Annotated in this window: 34 protein-coding genes and 1 pseudogene; 26 read left to right on the forward strand and 9 right to left on the reverse strand. The window is 43.3% G+C overall.

The window, feature by feature from the left end; translation table 11 throughout:
- The first annotated feature begins 163 nt into the window (after positions 1-163).
- The 12 genes from DET59_RS13980 to DET59_RS14035 all read left to right on the forward strand — a co-directional run bounded on the left by DET59_RS13980 (position 164) and on the right by DET59_RS14035 (position 6,902).
- Positions 164-433, forward strand: a complete 270-nt coding sequence (locus DET59_RS13980; protein WP_113970260.1) for a hypothetical protein — start codon at positions 164-166, stop codon at positions 431-433.
- A complete protein-coding gene (locus DET59_RS13985) occupies positions 427-843 on the forward strand; it encodes a YhfM domain-containing protein (protein ID WP_181778167.1) in 417 nt (138 codons plus the stop codon). Before DET59_RS13980 ends, DET59_RS13985 begins: the two co-directional genes overlap by 7 nt.
- Before the next feature lie 144 nt (positions 844-987).
- Positions 988-1,191: a hypothetical protein gene (locus DET59_RS13990; RefSeq protein WP_113970261.1), complete on the forward strand. Its 204-nt coding sequence runs from the start codon at positions 988-990 to the stop codon at positions 1,189-1,191.
- Positions 1,192-1,608: 417 nt separating this feature from the next.
- On the forward strand, positions 1,609-1,833 hold the full coding sequence (locus DET59_RS13995; RefSeq protein WP_113970262.1) for a hypothetical protein: 225 nt from the start codon (positions 1,609-1,611) through the stop codon (positions 1,831-1,833).
- 56 nt (positions 1,834-1,889) lie between these two features.
- Positions 1,890-2,444, forward strand: a complete 555-nt coding sequence (locus DET59_RS14000) for a GNAT family N-acetyltransferase (protein WP_113970263.1) — start codon at positions 1,890-1,892, stop codon at positions 2,442-2,444.
- A gap of 42 nt (positions 2,445-2,486) precedes the next feature.
- Positions 2,487-3,284, forward strand: a complete 798-nt coding sequence (locus tag DET59_RS14005) for an AAC(3) family N-acetyltransferase (protein ID WP_113970264.1) — start codon at positions 2,487-2,489, stop codon at positions 3,282-3,284.
- A 1-nt stretch (position 3,285) separates the two neighbouring features.
- On the forward strand, positions 3,286-3,954 hold the full coding sequence (locus DET59_RS14010; protein WP_113970265.1) for a hypothetical protein: 669 nt from the start codon (positions 3,286-3,288) through the stop codon (positions 3,952-3,954).
- Entirely contained in the window at positions 3,951-4,283 is a 333-nt protein-coding gene (locus DET59_RS14015; protein ID WP_113970266.1) for a hypothetical protein, read from the forward strand. The genes DET59_RS14010 and DET59_RS14015 overlap by 4 nt, the downstream gene beginning before the upstream one ends.
- A gap of 139 nt (positions 4,284-4,422) precedes the next feature.
- A complete protein-coding gene (locus DET59_RS14020) occupies positions 4,423-4,707 on the forward strand; it encodes a DUF3784 domain-containing protein (protein ID WP_113970267.1) in 285 nt (94 codons plus the stop codon).
- A 13-nt stretch (positions 4,708-4,720) separates the two neighbouring features.
- On the forward strand, positions 4,721-5,566 hold the full coding sequence (locus DET59_RS14025; protein WP_113970268.1) for an alpha/beta fold hydrolase: 846 nt from the start codon (positions 4,721-4,723) through the stop codon (positions 5,564-5,566).
- A gap of 87 nt (positions 5,567-5,653) precedes the next feature.
- The gene (locus tag DET59_RS14030) at positions 5,654-6,172 is read left to right on the forward strand and encodes a hypothetical protein (RefSeq protein ID WP_113970269.1); all 519 of its coding nucleotides are present in this window, start codon (positions 5,654-5,656) and stop codon (positions 6,170-6,172) included.
- 133 nt (positions 6,173-6,305) lie between these two features.
- Positions 6,306-6,902 (forward strand): hypothetical protein, encoded by a 597-nt coding sequence (locus tag DET59_RS14035; RefSeq protein WP_113970270.1) that lies wholly within the window; start codon positions 6,306-6,308, stop codon positions 6,900-6,902.
- A 112-nt stretch (positions 6,903-7,014) separates the two neighbouring features.
- Here DET59_RS14035 and DET59_RS14040 read toward each other — a convergent pair whose 3' ends face one another.
- Positions 7,015-7,476, reverse strand: coding sequence for a DUF6516 family protein (locus tag DET59_RS14040; RefSeq protein ID WP_113970271.1), 462 nt, complete (start codon positions 7,474-7,476; stop codon positions 7,015-7,017).
- Entirely contained in the window at positions 7,454-8,227 is a 774-nt protein-coding gene (locus DET59_RS14045; protein ID WP_113970272.1) for a hypothetical protein, read from the reverse strand. Before DET59_RS14045 ends, DET59_RS14040 begins: the two co-directional genes overlap by 23 nt.
- Positions 8,228-8,480: 253 nt before the next feature.
- Between DET59_RS14045 and DET59_RS14050 the strand changes: the two genes are divergently transcribed.
- Positions 8,481-9,500, forward strand: a complete 1,020-nt coding sequence (locus tag DET59_RS14050) for a C45 family autoproteolytic acyltransferase/hydrolase (protein ID WP_113970273.1) — start codon at positions 8,481-8,483, stop codon at positions 9,498-9,500.
- Positions 9,501-9,637: 137 nt separating this feature from the next.
- Here DET59_RS14050 and DET59_RS14055 read toward each other — a convergent pair whose 3' ends face one another.
- Entirely contained in the window at positions 9,638-9,862 is a 225-nt protein-coding gene (locus DET59_RS14055) for an IDEAL domain-containing protein (protein WP_113970274.1), read from the reverse strand.
- A 163-nt stretch (positions 9,863-10,025) separates the two neighbouring features.
- Between DET59_RS14055 and DET59_RS21710 the strand changes: the two genes are divergently transcribed.
- Entirely contained in the window at positions 10,026-10,181 is a 156-nt protein-coding gene (locus DET59_RS21710; RefSeq protein WP_181778168.1) for a dihydrofolate reductase family protein, read from the forward strand.
- 65 nt (positions 10,182-10,246) lie between these two features.
- Here DET59_RS21710 and DET59_RS14060 read toward each other — a convergent pair whose 3' ends face one another.
- Complete coding sequence (locus DET59_RS14060) at positions 10,247-11,041, reverse strand: sporulation protein (protein WP_181778169.1); 795 nt, start codon at positions 11,039-11,041, stop codon at positions 10,247-10,249.
- Positions 11,042-11,332: 291 nt separating this feature from the next.
- Here DET59_RS14060 and DET59_RS14065 point away from each other — a divergent pair, with 291 nt between their 5' ends.
- The 8 genes from DET59_RS14065 to DET59_RS14100 all read left to right on the forward strand — a co-directional run bounded on the left by DET59_RS14065 (position 11,333) and on the right by DET59_RS14100 (position 15,845).
- On the forward strand, positions 11,333-11,566 hold the full coding sequence (locus tag DET59_RS14065; RefSeq protein WP_397540947.1) for a hypothetical protein: 234 nt from the start codon (positions 11,333-11,335) through the stop codon (positions 11,564-11,566).
- Positions 11,567-11,900: 334 nt separating this feature from the next.
- Positions 11,901-12,374, forward strand: coding sequence for a DUF2975 domain-containing protein (locus DET59_RS14070; protein WP_113970277.1), 474 nt, complete (start codon positions 11,901-11,903; stop codon positions 12,372-12,374).
- Between the two features lie 9 nt (positions 12,375-12,383).
- Positions 12,384-12,599: a helix-turn-helix domain-containing protein gene (locus DET59_RS14075; protein ID WP_113970278.1), complete on the forward strand. Its 216-nt coding sequence runs from the start codon at positions 12,384-12,386 to the stop codon at positions 12,597-12,599.
- Between the two features lie 24 nt (positions 12,600-12,623).
- Positions 12,624-13,424 (forward strand): DUF817 domain-containing protein, encoded by an 801-nt coding sequence (locus DET59_RS14080; protein WP_113970279.1) that lies wholly within the window; start codon positions 12,624-12,626, stop codon positions 13,422-13,424.
- Positions 13,425-13,572: 148 nt separating this feature from the next.
- Positions 13,573-13,968, forward strand: a complete 396-nt coding sequence (gene spxA, locus DET59_RS14085; protein ID WP_113970280.1) for a transcriptional regulator SpxA — start codon at positions 13,573-13,575, stop codon at positions 13,966-13,968.
- Between the two features lie 75 nt (positions 13,969-14,043).
- Positions 14,044-14,460: an RrF2 family transcriptional regulator gene (locus DET59_RS14090; RefSeq protein ID WP_113970281.1), complete on the forward strand. Its 417-nt coding sequence runs from the start codon at positions 14,044-14,046 to the stop codon at positions 14,458-14,460.
- 57 nt (positions 14,461-14,517) lie between these two features.
- Positions 14,518-14,850, forward strand: coding sequence for an IDEAL domain-containing protein (locus DET59_RS14095; RefSeq protein ID WP_113970282.1), 333 nt, complete (start codon positions 14,518-14,520; stop codon positions 14,848-14,850).
- Between the two features lie 182 nt (positions 14,851-15,032).
- The gene (locus DET59_RS14100) at positions 15,033-15,845 is read left to right on the forward strand and encodes an MBL fold metallo-hydrolase (protein WP_113970283.1); all 813 of its coding nucleotides are present in this window, start codon (positions 15,033-15,035) and stop codon (positions 15,843-15,845) included.
- A gap of 49 nt (positions 15,846-15,894) precedes the next feature.
- Here the strand turns inward: DET59_RS14100 and DET59_RS14105 are convergent.
- Together DET59_RS14105 and DET59_RS14110 are read right to left on the reverse strand one after the other, a co-directional pair.
- Positions 15,895-16,680, reverse strand: a pseudogene (locus DET59_RS14105) (putative hydro-lyase); the annotation flags it as partial.
- A 78-nt stretch (positions 16,681-16,758) separates the two neighbouring features.
- Positions 16,759-16,917, reverse strand: a complete 159-nt coding sequence (locus DET59_RS14110) for a hypothetical protein (protein ID WP_181778170.1) — start codon at positions 16,915-16,917, stop codon at positions 16,759-16,761.
- 173 nt (positions 16,918-17,090) lie between these two features.
- Between DET59_RS14110 and DET59_RS14115 the strand changes: the two genes are divergently transcribed.
- Positions 17,091-18,005, forward strand: coding sequence for a cupin domain-containing protein (locus DET59_RS14115; protein ID WP_258549679.1), 915 nt, complete (start codon positions 17,091-17,093; stop codon positions 18,003-18,005).
- Between the two features lie 158 nt (positions 18,006-18,163).
- Here DET59_RS14115 and mce read toward each other — a convergent pair whose 3' ends face one another.
- Positions 18,164-18,589: a methylmalonyl-CoA epimerase gene (gene mce / locus DET59_RS14120; protein ID WP_113970286.1), complete on the reverse strand. Its 426-nt coding sequence runs from the start codon at positions 18,587-18,589 to the stop codon at positions 18,164-18,166.
- 731 nt (positions 18,590-19,320) lie between these two features.
- Between mce and DET59_RS14125 the strand changes: the two genes are divergently transcribed.
- Positions 19,321-19,647, forward strand: a complete 327-nt coding sequence (locus DET59_RS14125; protein ID WP_113970287.1) for a four-helix bundle copper-binding protein — start codon at positions 19,321-19,323, stop codon at positions 19,645-19,647.
- A gap of 51 nt (positions 19,648-19,698) precedes the next feature.
- Here the strand turns inward: DET59_RS14125 and DET59_RS14130 are convergent, their stop codons facing one another.
- Together DET59_RS14130 and DET59_RS14135 are read right to left on the reverse strand one after the other, a co-directional pair.
- The gene (locus DET59_RS14130; protein ID WP_113970288.1) at positions 19,699-20,382 is read right to left on the reverse strand and encodes a response regulator transcription factor; all 684 of its coding nucleotides are present in this window, start codon (positions 20,380-20,382) and stop codon (positions 19,699-19,701) included.
- An 18-nt stretch (positions 20,383-20,400) separates the two neighbouring features.
- Complete coding sequence (locus DET59_RS14135; RefSeq protein ID WP_113970289.1) at positions 20,401-21,762, reverse strand: sensor histidine kinase; 1,362 nt, start codon at positions 21,760-21,762, stop codon at positions 20,401-20,403.
- 178 nt (positions 21,763-21,940) lie between these two features.
- Between DET59_RS14135 and DET59_RS14140 the strand changes: the two genes are divergently transcribed.
- The gene (locus tag DET59_RS14140) at positions 21,941-22,528 is read left to right on the forward strand and encodes a YdhK family protein (RefSeq protein ID WP_113970290.1); all 588 of its coding nucleotides are present in this window, start codon (positions 21,941-21,943) and stop codon (positions 22,526-22,528) included.
- Positions 22,529-22,786: 258 nt separating this feature from the next.
- Positions 22,787-23,062 (forward strand): hypothetical protein, encoded by a 276-nt coding sequence (locus DET59_RS14145; RefSeq protein WP_113970291.1) that lies wholly within the window; start codon positions 22,787-22,789, stop codon positions 23,060-23,062.
- Positions 23,063-23,130 lie beyond the last annotated feature (68 nt).

Raw genomic sequence — 23,130 nt, forward strand, 5'->3', positions numbered from 1 at the left:
CTTGTCACTTCCTATCTGGGAATTGGGTGTGTGGTAACCTCAATTATCTCCAGATTTCAGGGGGTGGCAATTTTTTTGCTCAAAAAGCCCTCTATCATAGGAATTAGTAACCTATTTCTTATAAAAGTTTTGACAATACGTTACTACTTAAAGGGGGAAGAAAATGAAGAAAATCGGTTTGATTTTTGCCTCCATATTCTTCTGTATAGTAAGTGGCTGTCAGGGCATCGAGTCAGTGGTTACAGAGGAACAAGCGAAATCCATCGTGATGGAATACCATACGAAACACAAAGGTGAAGTTGAAATTCTCTCTGTGAAGACTGAATTCAATAAGTACATCATCACATGGGAAAACAAAGATAATTGTGAGAGCGGGACAGACAGTGTAAACAAAAAGGGCGAAATCAAAAACCTCGTGACGTCTATATGTTGAAAAAATGTGTGATCTTTTTATATGTTCTGATTCCATTCGTATTATTAATGGTGACAGGTTGTTCAAGTGAAGTAGAAAATGAAGAGCAGAAAATTATCGTTCAAAAGCGGACTGACGATGAAAATCAATATGAAGATTTTAAAGAAATCACAGACAATGAACAAGTTCGTAATGTGAAAAGGATATTGGATGAAGCGAATTGGAAAGACGCACACGTAACGTTCGTTCGTCCGGCAGATTATCAATTTGTCTTTCAGTTTAAAAATCCACAAATAGAAGCAAAAGCTGTGTTATTCAGTGTTTGGGTTAGTCCGAAAAAAGATTTATTGGAGATGACCAGAGGAGAGCACGAATTTACGCAGCTCACAAAAGAAGAATCGGCACGTTTGTTTGAAATGATTCGTGAATAGAGGAGTATTCCTATCAAGAAAAAGAATGGCTGCTTCCAGTATTCGTTTTCCATTGATATTTTTTTATGTACATTGGAACTTGGGTCGGTTATGAAGATGTAGCCATTAAAGAGGCGCCTAAAACAATCCGGGAAGCGTTATACGATGATTCTGAGAGTTTGGGTTATCGTATCTTTCAAGACAACACTCACACTTACATTTAGAGGTCATCCCGGTACGTCTTCCCGGGACAACCTGTTTAACCTTATTCTAAAAAAGCTTTCGAATAATGGGGCTTATATTGTCGAGACCTATCATCCATTGGAAAATGGCGAGGAAGAAGTAGCGATATACTTACCTATTCAATGAGAGGGTCTTCCATACGTTACACAAACGGATCATAAAAAGAAAGAGTGAATCATATATCAAAATTCCGGGTCATAAACGGCTGAAACCGGATCATATATCTGAAAAGCGGATCATAAGTCGAGAAAACCGGTTCATATATTGGATGATAGGAACCTCATGAACGGTTTCAATCTCAAAGAAGCCCATTGATGGTCATAAAACGGGATATTTTCATAGATTTTGATCAAAAACAAGCTTGAACTCAGGGGCAAAACCTATTTTTTAAAAAAAATGTGATGATAGGTGGAGAAGTGTATCTATCATTCAATTTGATCATACACGATATCCGCTAGATTAGTATTGGAGGCTGTCTTGAATAGGGATTTTGCTACTATACTCAAACAAGGTGGTCTGAAAAGGAAAGAGGGGGTATTCAACATGAAATTTCTCTGGGCGGCTGCCAACATTCTGATTCCGGTTCTGGTGTTATTTCTGGCTTTTGCTACATGGATCGGGTACATTGCTGAAGATATTCGGGAGTATTATCACTTTAAATGGGCAGCCCTACTTCTTTTGTTAGTGGGGTACGGTGTACAGTTTTACAAAAAAACAATCGGACTGATCATCGTAATGTTAAGCCTTGTTATTTGGTTTTTATTATAGTTGGCTCGCCCTTAATGAAATGGAAGGTTAGTAGAAAAAAATGAAGAGGTGTTAAGTTGAAAGATTTTACGATTAGTACAGAAACTGAAAGATTGATCATACGACCTTTGAAGGTTGCTGATTATCCAAACTGGCTTGGGGAATTCGAAAGCAGATTTGCTTCCTCCAGCAGGCACGATCTGGGGAAAATGGATATGAGTGAATGCACGGAAGAATGGTTCGGTCAGTTGGTGAAGAATCATCAGGAACTGGCTGGTAATGATGTAGCCCACGTATTTGGTGTGTTTAGAAAAGAGGATCACAAGCACGTGGGTATGGTTGATTTCTCTACGTTATCAAGGAATGATTTTCAATGGGGAAGGATCGGTTACACCATACATAACCAGCATTGGAAGAACGGGTACGGCAAAGAAGCAGTGAAATCTGCATTGAATTTAGCTTTTCATGACTTGAATTTCCACCGCATTGAAGCTCATATCAACCTCGATAATACTCCTTCCATAAAGCTTGCTGAAAGCGTCGGGATGGAATTTGAATGCATCAGGAAAGGTTTTATCTATGAGTTCGGTGAATGGACGGATAATATGATTTACTATTTAAATGCAGGGTAAGGTATTTTCTTCAATACAATTAGTATAGGGAGGTGAATATTCATGGGACAAGGAAAACTCGTAACGAAAAATCAGATGGTTCATGACTTAGGGGAATTAGGTGTACACCAAGGCATGACCATCATCGTCCATTCTTCCTTAAAATCATTGGGAAGAGTCATTGGTGGCCCGGTTTCTGTTATCCTGGCTCTGGAAGAAACCGTCGGGGGAGAAGGAAACATCGTGATGCCGACACAGACCGAGCAGTTATGTGACCCGGCAGAATACGGAAGCGGCTATACAGATGAAGAGATGAAGATCATCAGAGATAACATGCCGACTTATCACCCCGATTTAACCCCTACATGCTATATGGGCTTCATTCCTGAGACGTTCAGGAAGCAAAAGAGAGTGGTTCGAAGTGCCCATCCCCACACGTCCTTTGCCGCCTGGGGTAAGCATGCTAAATACATAACAGAAGATCATGGCCTTCACTTTTCTTTAAATCAAAACTCACCATTAGGAAAAATCTACGAATTAAATGGCTATATTTTATTACTCGGAGCACCGACAGATTCGAATACCTCACTACATCTGGCTGAATACAGACAAGAAAACACTTTTGTTAAAGAAAAGATCTGGGATGTGAAGGTTGAAAAGAATCATATAGGAGTATGGACGACGTATCAGGATATTAACAATGACTCGGATGATTTTGATAAGATATTTGATGCTTTTCGTAAAGATACAGACAATGTAAAAGAAGGCTTGGTCGGTGAAGCGAGGAGTTATTTAATCCCCATGAGAGAAATGGTTGAGTATGCTGTCGGGTGGATGAATGAAAACAGGGAGGAGACATGAGATGCAATTATTTCATTATCACTGGTGGACGGACAAAGTGGAGGAAATGGAAAGGTTTTATCTGGAGTCAGGATTTAAAACCACGTTAAGAGTCGGTCGATACAATGGGGAAATGCATACATTCAATCCTCCTTTGAACTGGGAAGATTTCCGGGATAAAAACATTCGATTTAGAATCATCGAGATGGTCAAAGGTCAAACCAACCTGACATTTGGACACGGAAAAAGGGATATGTTCGACCATATCGGCTTCTTGGTTACGGAGGTTGAGTATTCAAAGGTCATAGAAAGAGCGGAAGAACTAAAGTGGAAGGTCAATGAAGGCGAACGAAGAACGTTCATATCAACTCCCTGGAAGTTTCGGATCGAACTTCAAAAAAGGCGGGAAGTGGTGACACAAGAAAAACAACCATCTATACAAGCGATGGAGATTCAAATGCCCTTCCGTGAGGATCCTGCCTTGGTAAGCAGTCTATTAAACTTTGAACTGATCGAACAAACTGGTGGAAACGTGACAATAGGGAACGACGAGTGCACCCTTATTTTTTGCAACAGTGAGGAGAAGGAAGCGAGTCTGCATACCGTTGCGTACCTTGCTGATGATGATTTCAGCAACGTAGATCCTGTTCATACGAAATTAATTGGTAGAACACAAAGGTGGAATCAGTGAAACGACACCTTTTCATCATGGGGATTTTGATCCTGTTCTTGGCAGCATGCGGCAACCAGGACGAAATCATCGACCCTCACTTTATGTGGAGAGGTAATAAATATATCACTACCTATGAACCCGTAGAGGAAGAGCGACTAGAAGAACAGGTAGGTGTTATAAAATCGGAGGTGAAAGCCCCAATCGATGAGAATGGGGAAGCCACGGATCTTCCGGAAGGCACGCTCCTTTTTAAAATTGACGATCAAAATGAAAATCCTGCAGATATGCTGGCTTATCAAATCGGGAATCGATTCTATATAGCAAGGAAACTGATGATCCATCATTAAGTAGCATATGAAACTCTTTTGTTTTGGTATGGTCACTTGGGGACTTCCTAATGAAAATCCAGGAATAATATGGAACCTTTTTCCCGTGAATACGTACATGTAGGAAAGGCCTTTTTATTCGCATGAAGGAGGAGTCATGATGGATTATGGATTACTTACCATTGGAGTCGCTCTATTACTGATTTCGTATCTCGTCGGAGTGAAAAAACAAACGTGGCTGCTGGCAGGCTTTAATGAAAAAATGATCAAGGATAAGTCTATGTTAGGGACGATTACGGGGCTTCTATTCTTTCTTCCGTTAGGGGTGCTTGGGATTGTTAACAGTCTGTTCGATTATGCCCATGAGGGAACCGTTTTTGTAGCAGTCATGTTGATCTTACTTACCGTGGTGTATCTACTTATTAATCGTAAACTACTGAAATGAAGGGTGCGCTTGTATGGAAGGAAAGCATATAACAATCAATGGCAAATCGATCTATGTTTGTGTCCAAGGGCAAGGGAAGCCGATCCTCTTTCTCCACGGCGGGCCGGGCGGGAGCCTTGAATATTTCCTGCCACATATGGAGCCTCTGGCTGAAGACTATCAGATAATTTTATATGATCAATCGGGTTGCGGGAAGTCAGGAGGCGATACCTATTCCATAGAAGAGGAAATTCACACTCTTGAAGGCATAAGAAAGGCACTGAGCCTGGAGAAAGTGACGCTGTTCGGCGAGTCGTGGGGGAGTATCTTAGCATTGTCTTATGCAGCAAGGTATCCATCCCATATCCACAAAATCATTCTAACGGCCGCCATCGGTCTATCCTCCAAAGACTATGTAACGTTCAAAAAAGTCTTACTTCAAAAGCTGGGTCCCTATAAAAAAATCCTGCTCGGTTACTATTCGCTATCTTCTATTTTCCGCGTAGATGCATCCCGAAAGCTAAACAATCTGATGGACCCTTATTATGTGCATTCAGTCCATACTTTGAAAAAGAAAAAAGAGATTTGCTACAACAAAGAGGCCCTGGAAAGCATAGGCAAAGACATTGAACAGAACTACAACCTATTCCCCTCCCTGTCTCAAATTGAAGCTCTGCCTATTTTGATCGCTCAAGGATCGCATGATATTCTACCCCCTGCTTATATAAGGGTAAATGTACTCCCATACTTAAGAAACGCAGAACTAGTGGAAGTAAAAGAAAGCGGACATTGGACGATCCTGGAACAACCTGAAGAAATGCTGAGATTGATCCGATCGTATATAGGAGGTCACGGGGACAGGTACCTTGGCTCTTTTTGAAGAAATCAAGGGGATGTTCTCGGTGGTCTTTTTTAGAATAGGCTAAATATAAATGACGTATCAAATCGTTTAAGAAGGGGGAATTTCGTGTTTTTATTTATCGCATTGGCGCTACTCTCTCTAAATGTGGCCTTCTTTATATTAAAGCTAGTGGCTCCTTATTCGGAAATGATGAACTCATTTAAAACAGTGAATGGATTTTGGAAAGCTCAAGCGGCTTGTTTGGCTTGTGTCTTCCTCTTCGTATTTCTGCATTATTCAGGGGAAGAGAGAGCCAAATGGCATACTAGCCCTGACTATGTTTCAGAAGGGAATTTGTATTTGGGTGATGAGAAGGGGAGCATCGAGTACAATTCATTTGTCGTGGAGGAAAAAAACTTTGAGACGAATCTTATTCTACCTGAAAAGGCCATAGGTGCAGATAAAGTGCGCCTTCTATTCACACACGATGGTCAAGGAAAAAAAGAACCGATAGCGTTACCCGATTCCCGGGAGAAGAAACAGCCAGTGACGCTGTGGTTTCCTGATAGTGGGCAATGGAGAATGGATATTGAAATAAACGGTTCCGTATATTCTTCAGTTGTGTTGCCTGTCAAAGAGAAATAGCCGATACACGGGGACAGGTACCCTGGCTTTTTTACGGAATAAGAGCCAAGGTACCTGTCCCTATGGTCTTAATTGGTACGAAGCGAAAGGGCAGGATTGCCGAAAAAAAGTTGAGTAAAGGGGCGAGAGTACGATGAAACGAATGCCGTTTGAACCACCAACAGAACATTATGAAGAACGAATTAAAGACATTGATGAACAGATCTGTCACTTCATTAAACAACGAAAGGACCTTTCTGATAATGATCCTGGTTTTCCAACTAAACAACTGATCTCCACTTGGGCAGAGAAGTATGATTTCCATGAGGAATTTTTAAATAGCGTGTTTTCTCATTTCTTACAAGAAGAAATGTTCAGACCGGTTGTTGAGCCTAAAGGGTTTATGAGGAACATACCAATCTTAAAATCATTTGAAAAAGATGATATGTTTTTCTCGGTAACATTCGTACGTCAATTTGAAAATGCCAGTGTCATTCACTTTACCATTGATACGGACGCATCCGATGAGTATCCCCGGGAATTTCGGGAGCATACATTTTTTGACCTATCAATAGAAGGAGCAGAGGATTACGAGTGTCGTAACGAAGGAGGAGGAGGCTCCAGGGGGCATACATCCTATACATACATTGTATCACCAGCATTACCCGACGATTTTTCAAACATTCATTTCGTTTTTAGAGAATGTAAAATGCCATTTCAGAAGCCAACGGGTTTTGAAATTATTATATGAATGGGGGATTAGGGTCTGATATCCGCAAGTTAAAGTCAGTGTGCAGAGGTCAGACCCTAGTTGGGATTAAGAATGGTGCCTCTTATGGTGAAGGCACCATTTCTATTTCCTCTTATTTCGAATACCTTGACACGTAAACGTATCGCTTAATAAATAAGAGAACTTGATATAAGCATTGATACTCATCATCCCGTTCACGTTTCCTTGCTTCTCTATCAAATTCATCTTCTTTAATGTGTAAGTGGAAAGGATCGAATTCCTTTATTTCATCAGGAGCTTCTTCTGGATGGTAATGGCCATGGAACTTCATCAACGTACCTGAAGCATCTTCCCAGTCATAGAAGTATTCTATGATCTCATTCGTCTGATTATCGATATACTCTACACATTTAAGGGAGGGAATGGGTAAGAAAAGTTTGAAACGAATACGTTTAGCTTGAACGGATAGATTTGGACCGTGGTGGCCAGGAACTTCCACACCGAAGATATTATTTACTTCTTCTATGATGTCCCTAAAGTCCAGTCGCTCGAGTCGAGGGAAGTTCGTCCGTTTAATCCCGAGTGTCTTCCGCATCAGTTATCCTCTGTAAGAAGAAAGACCACATCGCTGCGTCTGTTTCTTCTTCGGCCGACAGTTGATTCCAATTCCGATTTCCGAAGACAGACTTAAAGTCCTGTCCGTCGTATTTCTTCCTGAAGTGCTCCAAATAGGAATGAACCTGTTTTTGTTCACTGACCGAATGGTTTCGTTTTGATTCCTCCCAGTCCCCTGCATCATCTTGGTAAGCTTCTACAGCTTCTTTCACTTGATAACGAACCCCAGAGGGAGCATCGTACCAAAAGTCAGGATGGATTCTAAGTTTCTCGTTTGTTGTTTTTCGTTTAACGGTATCCATACGCCCGTCTTCCGATTCTCGCAAGAACCGACCTTCATTGATCCAGTTATTGATCGTCGTTGTACTTACGCTAAAAAATGTAGCAAGTTGGCCGGTGCTATACCCTTTGAAGTTCTTTGATTCGGTGGTTTTGCGTTTGACGGTTCTCACTTTCCGTTTTCCACTTGCCACTTTGACCATATCGAGAAGTATACGTTCCAGTGCGTCCTTGGCGGCTTCTAGATCATCGAGAAGAATGGATTCGGTCCACTTTGGCTTGGAGGAAAGGTTGGACTCTTCAATAAGATTGTTCATCGCTTTAATAAAGACAAGTCGAAAATGCTTGTCATTAAAAGCAAAGGACGCCCATTCCTCAAATTCCATTTCATGAAGTAAGTGGATTTTTTCTTCATATACTCTTTTCTCAATCTCCGAAATAGGCATGTTCATCACCTCTTACCTCCTAATGTAGCAAATACTGAAAGCAACTGCAAGTTATACACAATAATAACAACTTACTACAAGTATTATTCCATTTTGGATAAAGTATACCTTTTTTCGTATTGCCAAGAGCCTGGCATTTAGAAGATGGGAGGGCTGTCAAAACCGAGCACAAAATGACAGGTGTAAAGTTTTCACTGCGACTATGATGAAAACGTAGTCCTGTGAGAAGGGAACTACACACTAAAAAGGGGGAATGAATGTGTCTAGTTTCAAGGTAAGTATCTTTCAAATCAGGGGCAACTCTTTTCAGATTGGCTTGAAAACAGCTGAAAAGGTCCGGAATACTCCCATTCTTAAAACCTTTGAATCCATCACCAAGCAGGAGATTGATCTTCATAACATGAAGTCTATCTATTCTACGTTTGCCCCGCATTTGCTTGAAGAGTTAGAGGGTCTGGCACAAGGGTTGGGGATCTCGCCGGGAAGGGCAGCTGCATTGTTTAGTGGGTATGATGTTCCGAAGACTGAAGCAATGGGATGCTCGGCACTTCTGACAAACGATTATTATGTGAGGAATTACGATTTTTCTCCTGCTTTATATGATGGGATATTTAGTCTGGTTCAAGCGGATAAAGCTTTTGCTACAGCAGGGTACAATCTTCAAATGCTGGGGAGACACGATGGTGTGAACGAGAAAGGGCTTGTTGCAGGCTTGCACTTCGTCAGTCATGACGGCTACACAAAAGGAGTTTCTCCCTGGACTGCCATCCGGATGGTGTTGGACCGCTGCTCTTCTGTCGATGAGGCCGTCGCGATGCTGAAGGAAATCCCTCACTCGGCCTGTTATAATTTTTCACTGGGAGACCGGAAAGGGAATATGGCAGAAGTCGAAGCAAGCTCAGATAAGGTGATTGTCAGGTATGGAGACTCGGGCTTATCCTGCGTAAATCATTTTCAGGATGGTCGGCTTACTGATAAAAATCGGGAATCCATCGAAGGCTCGATCCAGCGTAATAAGCATCTTCTTGATTTAATGGATAAGAGACTTTCCCATCGTGATATGTTCCAACATTTTAAAAACGCAGAGTCACCCATCTTTTTCACAGATTACGGGAATTTATTCGGGACCCTTCACACCTTTTCATATTCCCATCAACATTCAAGGATCCTCACAACCATTGCCCGGAGCAGTCAGGTTCTGGATATAAACTTCCAGGATTGGGTGAAGGGAGAAGACATTCTTGAAGGGAGTCTAAGTGGTTTTATTCAAGAAGGGTAGCTTCTCAGCAAAGTGGTTAAGGCCCATTTCTCTGCAGAATTAATCATGCAAAAAACAATGCCCCTGCCATCATCAGCAAGAGCATTGTCCTTCATATCAAAAGAAACCAATGGCTTAATCTATATCCAATCAATCATTTAGACCGTTACATCCTTTTCCTCGTAATCTTTACGGATCTGATTTAACTCCTCCGTCAACCGCAGGAATTCTTCTTTATTTCGATCACGTAATGATTGGTCGATTTTCTGTTCGAGTTGTTCTTTCCGGAATGTTAGCAGGGCCTTGTCCAAAATCATTTCTGCAAAAAGAGAGTCTATGCCGGGTACTTCGGACTGTGGTGAATTTAGCAAATACTTCTTCATGAAAAATCAACTCCTTGACCTTTTTTCTATTATACTAACCATTGTCTCAATATTCAAACATTTTAAACAAAAAAATTAAATTTATTTAAAAAATGTAAAAACACTGACATTCTTTTTCCGTTTCTTATACCATGATAGATAGAACGTGAAAGGGGGATCTTATTTGTTCGCCCCTTTAGCTATAGGTGGAACAAGCACTCCATCCCTCTTCGATTCACCGGATTTAACTGATTTGGGAGGTGCCGCCAGGCTGGAATTGAAAAAGATGAAGCCTGTCGGTGAGGGTTCGGTGTGGCTTCATTATAAGGTGAAAAAGTAGCGAAAATAGTCAGGAGCCTGCCCTTCCCCGTGAAACGAGGTGTGGGGGCAGGCTCCCATTTTTATTTAAAGTACCTCATCAATAATCTCTTCAAACGTATCACTCACACGGCTTCTCTTAAGCAGGATTTCCTGATTGTCGAGTGTCACGCTTCCTCTGTGTTCATCCAGGTTGAACTTTTCTTTCAAGACCGCCATCGATCCTTTGCTGCGTTTGTCAATTTCGAAGTAGACGGTGGTTTTATGGTCGCCCTGAAGGATATAGACTTCGAGTTCGTCGAGCTTCCGGCTGTATTTGCCGAAGGATGGAGTGAATTCATATTGCTGCACGAAAGGACGGCTCGTTTTCACCCATGCCGGGGTGTTCTGACTCTCCATCTGCTTGAATTTAAACCCGATGACCTTGATGGCATCCACGATGTTTTCATGAACGGTTGATGGGTCGACGGATACATAATCCCTGTCCTTCGGGTCAACAGCATTCTTGATATCGACGCCAGTCTCGATCCAGATCGGTGGAACATTCTTCTGCGTTTCAGGGTGTATCATCGTGATCGGCGTATGCAGGGGAACCTTGAATGAGAACGGGATGTGCTTCTTTTCTCCCTTAGAAATGGTAAAGGGCTCATTTAGCTGATGGACTTCCACAACGGCAGGAGACAATCGATCGCCGCCTTCATGGCCGTACATCGTCATCAGCTTCAGATCGATCGACTCGATTCGCTGATCCGTATTTCCACCTTTCACCTCTACGACTCCCTCGAGCATCTCACCCTGTTGAATATAGGCCCGCTTCACCTTCGTATCAACGGTCGCGGAACCAATCCCGATACTCGCAATCACTTTATTGAACATGGACATGTGCATTCAACCCCCTTCTTGATATCTCTATCGTAGCATAGATTGTCAGGTTAAGAGGAAGGGGAAGTGTTCAAAATAGATGAACACTTCGGATAAGAAGGATATGATTGTCACGCCGCCGGGATGGCGTTACGCCAATCATATTCTTCTTTTTAGCTTAAAGTATGAAACGCGTTTCATAGCAAGGGGAAAATAAAAAAAGAATAGAGCAGTTGAGCTTGTCATGTAAACTCCTATCCTCTCATATTCATAAGAAAGGCAACGTAAGGAGGTGTGACCATTTTGAATAACATGATGCTACCGGCATTTATTGTGCTTCTAATCCTTATTATTATCATCTGTTTCTACTTTGTGACCAAGTACAAGCAACAGGCTGTTCAAGTCTTTACATTAGAAAGTTTCCTTCATCCGTCTAAACTGGGGGAAGACGAGGGGAAAGACAATAGCTTAATAGAAAAGGTGAATGACTTTTTTGATGATGGGGATAGCGATGGGGACGGAGATGGTGGGGATGACGGGGACTGAAGATCCCCGTTTGTCCCTCATTCACGGTTATAGGTGACAGGTGCCGCATAGATCCCAGGATAGGGCTAAAAAGCAAGAACTCTTCTTCTAAATAATAGAGATAACAAATAGCAGGAAGTTTCACATAAATGTAAACAAAGGCTTTTCTTAGGTATAAAGAGAAAGAAATCATTCTTAAGGCAATGAATGATAAAAAGCATTCCTTTCTCATAAGGAATGCTTTTTATCTTGGTCTAATACAATAATATTATAATTATATTCAATATTTTTTTATTGTAAAACAATAAAAATTAGATTAAAATAAAATGGAATTTAACTAAGCGAGGTGCTTTTGATGAAACGAGAAACACTCTTTTTGAAAATAGCTGTATTTCTTATAGGAACCCCGGTTCTTGCACTGTGTGTATTCGGGTTGCCTTGGTTAGCGAAGGATGTGGCTGGTTGGGAGCTTGCCTACTTGATATATGGCATCTTGATCGTGATGTATGTGTCGGCGATTCCGTTTTTCGGTGCCTTGTATCAGGCGATCAGACTATTAAGCTATATTGACAAGAACGATGCGTTCTCGGAATTATCAGTGAAGGCTTTAAAGAATATTAAATATTGTGCAACCACCATCACGATTTTGTATGTAGCCGGGATGCCGCTCTTCTATCTCATGGGGGAGAGAGACGACGCCCCAGGGGTCATCGTGATCGGCATGATGTTTGTTTTTGCTCCGCTGGTGATTGCGGTATTTGCGGCAGTTCTTCAAAAGCTATTAAAAAATGCCATCGATATAAAATCAGAAAATGACTTAACGGTCTGAGGTGAAAACATGGCGATTATAATCAATATTGATGTGATGCTGGCAAAAAGGAAAATGAGCGTGACAGAGTTGTCGGAGAGGGTTGGAATCACGATGGCGAACCTTTCTATATTGAAAAATGGAAAGGCAAAAGCGGTTCGATTATCCACTTTAGAGGCGATCTGTAAGGCATTGGAGTGTCAGCCTGGAGATCTATTAGAATACAAAAGTGAGGAAGACATTTAGTAAACAGGGTATGGGGGCGAAATCATGAGAGCAGTAAAGCAACTCGTTCGTTTTGGTTGGGAGCAGGCCCTGTCCTGTTTGTTCCCTGTCGTTATCTTTGCCTCTTTGGCTTTGACACAAATCATCCCGCTTCCACTACTACCCCGGTATGACTGGCTACTCATCATCTGCCTCCTGATGCAGTGGGGAATGCTGCGTTCCGGGCTTGAAACACGGGACGAACTTAAGGTGATCACCTTGTTTCACCTGATTGGGCTTGTCCTTGAACTATTCAAGGTCCATATGGGCTCTTGGTCTTATCCCGGGGAAGGGTATTCCAAAGTGTTCGGGGTGCCATTGTACAGCGGTTTCATGTACGCAAGTGTGGCGAGTTATCTTTGCCAAGCGTGGAGGAGGATTCGGGTGGAACTGGTGAAGTGGCCACCGTTTTTGGTCGTTTTTCCCCTTGCTGCTGCGATTTATTTAAACTTTTTCACCCACCATTACTGGATTGACGTTCGCTGGTGGTTATCGGGACTCGTTTTGATCGTCTTTTGGCAGACATGGGTCCTGTACGAGGTGGGCGGAATTACGTACCGCATGCCCCTTGCCCTTTCATTTGTGCTCATCGGATTTTTCATATGGATAGCCGAAAATATCGCCACGTTCTTTGGTGCCTGGGAATATCCAAACCAGACCGATGCCTGGAGTCTCGTTCATCTGGGGAAGGTGAGTTCATGGCTCTTATTGGTGATTGTCAGCTTTCTGATCGTGGCGATGTTAAAACGGGTGAAGGGGAACGGTTCGGTTCAGAGGGAAAAGAGTTTAGGGCCCTGTCCTTTCTAAAGGCGAGGGGTTCTTTTTTTTATAAAAAAGGGTTGACATACCTAACTGTAAATATTAATATTACAGTGTACCTTGATACAAAGGGTGATTTATTTTTTGTATAAACTGTTACTTTTTTTATTACATTTATAAAGGAGTGTATGAACAAATGGTCAATCTATATCTGACACCAAGCTGCACATCCTGCCGTAAAGCAAGAGCATGGCTGGATGAACATTCAATTGAGTATGTGGAACGTAATATGCTGACAGAACCGTTGACACCTGACGAGATCAAATCGATCCTTCGCCTGACAGAAAACGGAACAGAAGACATTATTTCCACTCAGTCAAAAGCATATCAGGAATTAGACGTAGACATTGATTCTTTGCCGCTCCAGGATTTATATACATTAATCAGGGAGAATCCGCAAATGCTGAAAAGACCGATCATCCAGGATGAAAAGAGATTGCAGGTCGGCTATAACGATGAAGAAATCCGCAGCTTCCTGCCGAGAAAAGTTCGTACCTTCTCCTACAAAGAGCTGCAAAAACTGGCCTATTAACAGAGTGATCGGGATGGTTGACAGTATAAACTGTAAAAGATACCATTACAGTAACATCCGTAAAGGAGGCAGGCCATGAATAGCGACTTTACATTAGCCATTCACAGTTTAACGTATCTTGCCCTGAAGACCGATCGCATGTCCACAAGCGATGCGATCTCAGAAAGTGCCGGCGTTCATCCCGTCCGCATCCGAAAAGTCCTGAGTTTGTTGAAAAAGCAGGGATTCATCGCCTCAAAAGAAGGCACGGGCGGCGGATTCATTTTTGCAAGGGACTTGAGCGAGATCAATCTGTGGGACATCTATAAAATCACGTCAGAAGGCGCCCTGCAGCCCAAATGCACGGCCTCTAACGAACAGTGTGTCGTAGGGGCGAATATGAAAAAGGTTCTCTTTCACATTTTTCTGGGAGCAGAAGAACAGCTGGGGGATTACTTAAAAGACTACACCATTAGAGATATCGTCGACTTAATCAATAAAGAGGAAGCATAGAAGCTTTCTTTTCCTATAAATGTAACAAATAATATTACAGTTGGGAAGGTGAAAGGTATGTCAAACCAGCATTCCATTTTAAAAACCGGGGATTGGATCAAAGGGAAATTACTTTCAGGTGAATTGGTCATCGGTTATATTGAAAACCTTGATATCCAAAGTCAAACACTAAAAGCAAAAGTCGTGACAAGTGATAATAAAACCATTGAAGGCAAAAGCCTTCCCTTATTAAACAGACAGGTGACCAAAATACCATCCACCCCTGTAAAAAATAAGGAACAAATCCAGTTCCTGATTGACCTTGCGCTTGCAACGGGTGACCAAGAGTGGTTCTTGGAACTGACTGCGAAGTTGAATTCCATGCGGGAGCTTGCAGAGGGGATAAAGTGAACATCATGAAAGAGCTGAAGAGAGTGATTCTTCAGCTTTTTTTTTGTTGATTTACCATTCTAGGGATTAACCCTCTCCTCCTAAAGTCGTAGAATACATTTGACCATTTGGTGGAAGAAGACTACTAGAAAATGGAATAGAATGAAATCAGATAAAGAGACGGGAAGAGGAGGAGCTCTACGATGAACAAATATGTGTGTACGACATGTGGAATTCAATATCCGGGGAGTCAGGAGGAACCTGAAAGATGTCCCATATGCGAGGAAGAACGTCAGTATGTCAATCCGGATGGTCAAAGCTTTACGACACTGGATGAAATGATCCGAAGCGGAGTCTATCAAAATACCATTCTACAAGAAGAACCGGGACTGTACAGCATCACCACCACACCGAAATTCGGCATCGGACAGACGGCTTATCTGATTACAAATGGCAGATACAATGTGTTATGGGACTGCGTCACGTATCTGGATGAGAAGACGATCCGGACCATTGAGGAGTTGGGCGGGATCGATGCGATCGCGGTTTCCCATCCGCATTATTACTCTGCGCAGCTGGAGTGGGCCGAACGGTTTAATGCGCCCCTTTACCTCCATCGGGATGATCGGAATTGGGTCATGGAACAGAGCGAGGGGATCCAGTTCTGGGACGGGGAAGAGTTGACGTTGAAAGAAGGGATTTCACTGCACCGCCTTGGTGGGCATTTCAAAGGGGGAGCGGTTCTTCACTGGAGTCAGGGCGGGATTCTGTTGACAGGGGATATCATTCAGGTGGTGGCGGATACGGACTGGGTCAGCTTCATGTACAGCTATCCGAATCTCATTCCCCTGCCGGCAGGTAAAGTGAAGGAGATGGCTGAAAAAGTAGAGCCTTTATCTTTCCATAAGCTGTATAATGCCTTTCATCGGGTGATAGCAAAAGATGCCGATCAAGCGGTCCAACGATCTGCAGCGAGATATATCATGGCTTTGGAAGGTAAACTGTTTTCTACATAATCCAAGAACACGCGGAAAATGAGGGACGGACCTCTAAAAGGTCCGTCCCTCATTTTCCTTCCTTCAGATACTCTTCATTGCTCCAGTCTGTTACGAACATATGACCAGGGGCATGGGTCATCATGAAGGGGATCTTTGCGTGGAGGGCAACTGCTTGTGGCGTCACGCCGCAGGCCCAGAACATCGGTGTTTCGCCTTCCTTGATGCCGACAAAGTCACCATAATCGGGTCGTGTGATGTCCCCGATGCCGATTTCTGTGGGGTCACCGATATGGACAGGAGCCCCGTGCATCTTAGGGAATAAAGAGGTGATGTCCGCTGCTTTTTGTACCAGGTGATTCGGGACCGGTCTCATGGAAACGACCATTGGACCTTGAAACACACCGGCTTTTTCCGTCTGGATATTCGTCTTATACATGGCAACATTCTTATTCTCCTCGATATGCCGCAAAGGGATCTCTCCCTTGATCAGCTGGCTTTCAAATGTAAAGCTGCACCCGATGAGAAAAGTGACGAAATCATCTCGCCAACCATCATCGATCCGCGTCTTCTTTTCCACCAATTGACCATGCTCATACACGTGATAGAGGGGGATATCGGTTCGAATGTCGGAGCCTTTCCCATACCCTGATTCGAATTCACCGGCTTCCAGCACTTCGACAATCGGGCAGGATTTGGGATTCCGGGTGGTATATAGTAAAAAGTCAAAGGCGTACTCCTTAGGCAGGACGACTAAATTGGTCTGTACATAATCCTGGCAAACACCGGATGTGTGGGATTGGTGCTCCCCGTTTCGAATGCGGTTTCTTAATTCTGAAGGTAACATGGGTTCAGCTTCCTTTCTTTGTTGATCGAATTTTCTCTATTTTAACACAGGAGGTCCATCCATATTGAATCGGCTTCCTGCAAAGGGCTAATGCTTCCGATTTCTCTTAATCAAATAAATCACAAAAAAACCAAGGAATATCCCAGCACTATAGGTAAGGATAAACGATAAATCCTGCATTCCGATCAGGAACAGTCCGAGAAAGACGACGATCCCGACCAGTAAAGAAAAATACCAGTGGTGCATGATGATCACCTCATTCACTAAAAAGATTTCCAAATACATCCATAAATGTACTATACCCGGATGATCGATTCCTAATCATTTGTATCTCCTTCCCTGAGCTCAATTGGGTAAGAGCACAATTCCCCGACACTTGCATAGGATATCTTGGTAAAAATCTGAAGGGAATGAGCAGCATGTACAATGTTCCGATGACGTATTCAAATCAGCCTTATGCGAATCTAAACCCCATGACAAGAACCGGGGAGGAAGGGAATCATCCGATTGCTGAAATCCTTTTCGACGGAATCAGGGGAAAGGCGGCAACAGCCGATCTGTACAGCCGATTAGCCCATGTAGCCCCGAATCAATACCACCAGCATGAACTTCTTCAACTGATGGAAGACGAACAGCGTCACTGGTGGCAACTGACCAATCTATATACTTCGCTTACGGGAAGTCAGCCCGTTTATCAGGTGGAGAGTGTTCCATTCCATTCTTACCGGGATGGATTGCAGAGAGGATATGAGGCGGAATTGGCAGATTACGAACAGTTCCGGATCGGATGCCTGCAGGCCCAGCATCAAACCCTGTATGAGGTGTTCGCCAATGCGTGTAAGGATGAATGGGAGCATGCGAGGCGATTGAGTGTATTGGGAGCGGATGAGGACAGACGGATGCCATCGATGGATTATGGTCCAGCACCGTTTGTCGTGAATATCGACGAGGCAACGATACAAAATGACACGTTCCGAACCGCCATCTGGACGGGAGAGCATCTGCAGGTGACCTTGATGAGCATTAATCCGGGAGAGGATATCGGGTTGGAGATTCATCCGCACCTGGATCAATTCCTGCGCCTGGAGCTAGGACAGGGAATCGTACGGATGGGAGACCGGCAGGATAACTTAACCTTTGAGAGAGAAGTGAAGGAAGACTTTGCGATCGTGATCCCGGCCGGTACGTGGCATAATGTGATCAATACGGGTGATACGCCGATTAAGCTTTATTCGATTTATGCTCCGCCTCAGCATCCCCGGGGGACGGTTCATGTGACGAAGGCGGATGCGGAGGCTGCGGAGGCAGGTCGCGGGTATTATTTTACGGAATAGGGATTCATGTGATTTCGAATATGAAACCATGTGTAAATAATATTGTCCCATTCCTGTTGCCACTACCTTACCATTTTCAATTGACAGTCTAAAGACGGGGGCATTTTGAACAAAAAAACGCATTGAACTCAACTTGAGCCCAATGCGTTTTAGTTTAGCTAGATTTTTTCCCCGTCCGGATAATCACAATACTCGATGATTGTGCCTTCAGTATCAGCGGGATTCAAATAAATCAATCTTCTCCCATGCTTGTTGACACGGAGACTGTCCTCCAATATGCGGATCCCCTTTGGCTTCAGTTCCTCAATAGCGGCATCGAGATCATCCACTCGATAGGCGATGTGGTGGACGCCCTTGCCTTTTTGCTTGATGAACCGTGCGATCGGCGACGTATCATTATTCGTCGGCGCAAGTAATTCGGTTCTGGCGCCGTCCACTTCCATGATGGCAATCTCGCTTTCGACACCCTTGGCATCACTTCTGTAGCGGTCGATCAGCTTCGCCCCGAGGACATTTTCGTAGAAGCGGATGGTATCTTCTATGTTTCTGACAGCCACTCCGATATGGTCGATTGTCTTTTTCATGATCATTCTCCTAAAGTCTGAATCAGTTTAGGTGCTATCTTATCATATCTTTTAGGTGACGTGAAAGAATCGGTTCGTCCCTGTGCTTGTTTTTCAAAGGCTATTTTCGCAAAGTTTGTTGCTATTGTAGAGAAGAAAGTAATAGTTGATTTCCGCTACAGGATGCTTGCTTTCAGCGGGGCTGGCGGGGAGCCTCCTCGTCTGTGCCTCCGGGGTCTCACCTGTCAAGCTCCAGTTTAAGAAGAATTATGTTTACTAGTTAGATTGTTTTTGGACACCTTGTAGCTCTGTCACGAAAATTCTCGTGAAGATGGTAAGGGGAACTGCGCAGACTCCTGCGGAAGTACGGTCGTGCCGAGTCCCCGTTCGGCTAAGCTGAGGAGGCTCGGCCGAACGCTAGCTGCAAGCGAAGCAGTTCCCCTTACCATCTAGCACACACTAATTGACAGAGCCTTGCAGAACTTATGTTAAAAACAATAATCTTTGCGAAAAGAGCCTTTTTAAAAGAAGGGACGGACCTTGTGCTTCCATAAGAAAGCTTGAGGTCCGTCCCTGTTTACAAGGGGGTGCTTTTCCAAGATGAGCCTGTTTACCCTCTATTTTTGCAGAAGATATGCAAATGAAAATAAACCTCTTTGTTTATAAAAAAATGTACCTTATCCGTTTATTACAAAATGAACGGGATATAGTAAACGTGTAGGGAATATTCAATCTTAAAGGAGGAGTTCACATTGTCACACGAAAAATATCAATCGGCCATTAACGCATTACATGAATGTATGGTAGCTTGTAATCATTGTTACGACTCTTGTTTAAAGGAAGACGATCTCAACATGATGAAAGAATGTATCCGGTACGATCGGGAATGTGCGGATATGTGTGCATACTTAGAACAATCCTTAGTAAGAGGAACACCATTTGCGTCTGAACTCGCTGGAGTGTGCGCGGCGATTTGTGAAGCATGTGGGGAAGAATGCAAGAAGCATGATCATGATCATTGTCAGGCATGTGCCGATGCTTGCTTCAAATGTGCAGAAGAATGTAAGAAAATCGCCTAAAGGAAATGACATAAGAAAAGATCAAAGGACAAGGAGCCTTTGATCTTTTTTTTATGTTTTCCACTGGTAGCCGATGCCCCATATTGTCTTCAAATGATGTTCAATAGGGAAGCCTGCTTTCTTCAGCTTATCCCTTAAATTCCTGATATGGGAATCGACGGTTCGGATATCGGTCATAGAATGGATATCCCATACCATGAGAAGGAGCTGTTCCCGGGTGTATACCCTTTCTGTGTTCTTCATCAAGGAGTGCAGGATTTTATATTCCTTTAACGTCAGAGGGGTGATTTCATTTTCATATTTTAACGTGTAGGAGTCTCCGTCCAACGTAAAAGCCCCTCTGGTCAAGCGTTGATCATCTACTTGGTCATACTGTTTGATCCTTCTGAACTGAGCGTTCACACGTGCGACCAGTTCCCCTTCATCAAAGGGCTTCGTGATATAGTCATCAGCCCCGGCGTTTAAGCCTTTAATGACGTCATCCTTATCACCCCTGGCCGTTAACATGATGATGGGGACGTTTGAAAATTCCCTGATTTTTTCACAGGTCTGGAAGCCACTGAGCTCAGGCATCATGATATCTAATAGAATCAGGTCTACGGAATGTTTTTTAACAGACTGAATGGCGTCATAGCCGTTATTTTTCTTTGTGCATACATACCCGTGAGGCTTCAGATAAAGCTCCAACAGGTTCAGCATCCTTCTTTCGTCATCGATTAATAAGATGGTATTCACCAGACTGACCTCCAAACTTCACAGTATTATGTTGATCGATGTTCCCTTATTTCGTTCACTTTGAATGGAAATTTGACCGCCATGTGCTTCCACCAATTCTTTCACAATGGATAGCCCGAGACCGGATCCGCCAAATTCCCTGGAACGTGATTTCTCCACCCGGTACATCCTGTTGAATACCTGTGGAAGTTCCTCCGGCGGGATGCCCATTCCCTGATCGTGAATCAAAAGGCTCATATTCCCTGAGTCGTTTCGCTCAACCGTCACCTCTGTCGTTGAATGAGGGGGCGAATGTTTTAGCGCGTTATCCAATAGGTTCATGACGATTTGTTCGAGACGTATGGGATCGGCAAGGAACGGGAAATCCTCCTTCACAGTCAAAATGAGATCGATTCCCTTTCTTTTAAAAACAGGAGCTACCTTGTTGATGACTTTATGATAAAAAGAGCCTGAATCGATGGTTTCAGTTTGAATGGAGAAATTATTTTCATCAATCTTTGCCAGCTCAAATAAATTTTCGATCAACGTCAGGATGGTTTTGGATTCTTCCTGGATGATGTTCAGATATTCTTTTCGTTCAGATTCCGGGATGTCCTCTCGTAAGGCTACATTGGCATACCCTTGAATATAGGTCAGGGGGGTCCTGAGCTCATGAGAAATATTCGCCAAGAATTCAGTGCGCTCCTGTTGAATGGTTTCTAAATCTGTTGCCAGCCTCTGAATGGAATCCGATAGATCCCCAAGTTCATCCTGACCGAGTTCCGGAAGTTTCACCTCGAAATTCCCTTTGCTCAATTTTTCCGTCGCCTGCTTCATTTTTAACAAGGGACGGGTCAGAAGTTTTGATAGGAGAAAATGGATACCCGTTAAGATGATGAGACTCAGTATTCCTGCGAGAAGGAAATGGCGGTTCAACTGGCTGATCAGGTTCCGTAACGGTGCGGCGCTCTTGAACATATAGACGTATCCTTCGTTTCGTTCACTTTCGAAGGATGTGACGGTGGCTAAATAATTCATGTCCTTCCAATTCGATTCGATGACCCTTCCTTCACGGGTCAAGGATTCAGGGGGGACTTGGATTAGTTCACGCATTCCATCCGTTAATTCCCTTGACCCTGTGATGACGTTATGGTTCTGATCCGTGATCACGACTTCCGTTTCCGTTTTGGATTCCATGAGGGCTATGTGATGCAGCGTCGTTTCCGAATAACGGTCCTCTAACACATCGCGATGACTATTCCCCCGGGATAAAATCGATTGAAACTCCTCCTCGATCCGTGTATCGATGATATTGTCATATAGATAGAGCATCAATAACCCTTCCATCACAAGAACCGCGATCGTAAAGTAGAGGGCTAACTTGGTTGAAATTTTATTCATGGTATAACCTCATTTTGTCATTTCCTTTATTTTACCGAAAAAATATGAAAAAACTATGCACAATGCCTGAAAGCCGGATCCATTTGTCATAAATTCTTCATGGTTCTTTTCCCTTTCTCCATATTAATTGCAATTTTACGGGGTAAACTTTAGTGGGAAGATGATAAGGAGGATGACCATGACTACAAATAGTAAAAAACCGATCCTATTACTCATTACCGCAATGTTACTTCTACTGGGAGCCTGCTCCAACAATGGAGGGGATATGGGACATGAAGGCGGAAGTGACCAGGAGATGAAAGAAGACATGGACGGGATGGACCATGGTGACATGAATCACTCCAGTTCAGGAGAAGTACCGGAAGGCTTGAAGGAAGCCGCCGATCCGACATATATAGTAGGAAGTAAAGCCATCATCCAAGATGACCATATGGAAGGGATGAAGGGAGCGGAAGCGACGGTCACTGGTGCTTACGATACCTTCGTCTATACCGTTACCTACACACCGACCACTGGCGGAGAAAAAGTGAAAGATCATAAATGGGTCATTCATGAAGAGATTGAAGATCATGGAGAGGAACCTTATGAATCGGGGGATGAGGTCGTCCTGAACGCCGAACACATGAAAGGGATGGAAGGTGCGGCCGCAACCATAGATTCCGTTGAAAAGACGACGGTGTATATGGTGGATTTCACACCAGTGACAGGTGGAGAAGAGGTGAAGGATCATAAATGGGTGACCGAGAGCGAGTTGTCACCTGAATAAAGGGTGGTTTGGTAAACCATAAAGCAAGAGCTTATTCTTTTAAGGATAGGCTCTTTTTTTGAGGATAAAAAGAGAGCAACACTGAGAAAGGGGTGGAACCGTATCGTGTGGGATGCTTGAAGAATGTACATATAGATGGGCGTGATCATTTGTAGAGAAACCATTAAATTTTTTGGTAATTTATGCTATTGTAGAAGATGTAAATTATGAATTCATGACTCCAGTGTGAGTAGATTCGGTGAAAAGGAGAGTGGAAGAATGGAACCTTACGAATTGAATAAACCTCTAAAGATTTCCATCAATGTCTTCCTGCTTTCTTTCATTATAGCGGCATGGATCATGATGTTTGATGACCAGCCTGGAAATGATTCCATCGGATGGATGTGTCTCATGGCTTTTTGGGTGTTTAAGAGCCTATATGACGGAGTGATAAGTCTGAAGAATGGAAGGAAGAAGTCGGCTATTCTAGACTTCCTTTTAACCTTTGTTGCGCTGGGTGTTTTAATATGGGGAGGTATGAGGTATTTTACTTGAAGCTGTTGGAAGAAAAGAGGCTCCATCGTTCTTTGTTACTGGAAAGCCGGAACGATGGACCCTTATTT

It is taken from the genome of Rossellomorea aquimaris, from assembly GCF_003315075.1.
Classification (GTDB): Bacteria; Bacillota; Bacilli; order Bacillales; family Bacillaceae_B; genus Rossellomorea; species Rossellomorea aquimaris_C.